This is a genomic window from Amycolatopsis sp. NPDC003676 (genome assembly GCF_053587275.1).
This window is the reverse complement of the sequence record NZ_JBSFNS010000357.1, coordinates 1-1191: the sequence shown is the minus strand read 5'-3', so window position 1 is coordinate 1191 and position 1191 is coordinate 1. Positions and strand designations below refer to the sequence as shown.

General features: G+C 68.8%; 1 protein-coding gene and 1 pseudogene. Both read right to left on the bottom strand.

The features are described from left to right. Positions 1-286: pseudogene (locus tag ACWDNU_RS46390) on the bottom strand (hypothetical protein); the annotation flags it as partial. Further along, positions 283-1191: thiamine pyrophosphate-dependent enzyme (locus ACWDNU_RS46385; RefSeq protein ID WP_449673515.1), on the bottom strand; the 909-nt coding region annotated here is incomplete at its 5' end. The gene ACWDNU_RS46385 and the pseudogene ACWDNU_RS46390, both read right to left, overlap by 4 nt.

Here is a 1191-nt window from a genome sequence, read left to right as displayed (position 1 = left end):
GCCACAGTCCCGGTTCGTCGGTCTCGGTGAATCCGCGCAGGCTGTAGGTCCATTCCTCCAGCGAGCGGGTGTCGGCGAGATATTCGAAGACCTCGCGCGGCGGTGCGGCGATATAGGTCTGCACGGGGCAGAAGTCGCCGTAGATCTGGTCGTGCGGATACACCGACCGGAGCATGTCCATGATGATCGGGGTCGTCGTCTCCCGATCGGAATTCTCGATGCGCAGGACGCCGGGGATCACCTCGTCGGGGATATCGCTGAGTGCGGGCAGGGCGCTGGTTGTCACGGGGTACTCCTCGAGGCGTCGATAGTCGACAGGAAGGGCAGGAAGGGCGGTATTTCGTCGGGGTCGCAGAGGATTTCGAGGAACGAGGGGCCGGTGGCGGTGAAACTGTCGCGCAGGGCGGCGGTGAGGTCACCGGGTTCGTCGACGGTGCGGGCGGGCAGCCCGGGGAACATGGCGGCGATGCCCGCTCCCAGGTGTGCGGGGTGGAATCGGTTGAAGCTGTAGCGATCCCGGTAGTAGAGCTGTTCGCGGGTGACGCACATGGCGTGCGCGTTGTTGTTGAACACCACGAAGGTGATCGGCAGGTCGTGCTCCACGGCGGTGTGCAGTTCCATGCCGTGCATGTAGAAGGAACCGTCGCCGGCGATCACGATGGTGCGGTGCGGGCCGTCGGCGGCGTCGTGCCGGGCGAAGGCGGAACCGATGCCTGCGCCGAACGCGTAGCCCATGCCGCCCATCCCGAGGGCGACGACGAACCGTCCACCCTCGGGCACCCTCAGGTAATGCACCACGCTGGCCCCGGTGTTACCAGCGTCGGCGAAAATATCGGCGCCGGTGGGCAATTCGCGCTGGATCGCTTCGACGACGGTGCGGTAGCGCAGGCCGGGTCCGGCGGCGTCGGGCACTGTCATCGGGGTCGGGTCGGCCGGGGGATCGGTGTGGGTGGGGGTGCCGTCGACGCGGGTCAGCAGGTCGCTGATGGTCGCGGCGAGGTCGGTGGTCGTGGTGTGGTGCGCGGCCGGGTAGGGCGGCAGCGCGCCGATGCTGAGGACGGTGACGTCGGCGAGTGCCGCGTCCAGGCCCGCGGCGGCGGTGACGGGCAGCCGCGTGCCGATCAGCAGGCACGCGCTCGCCGTCGCCAGCGCTTCGGCGAGTTCGGCGTGTCCCATGCTGCCCGCGACGCC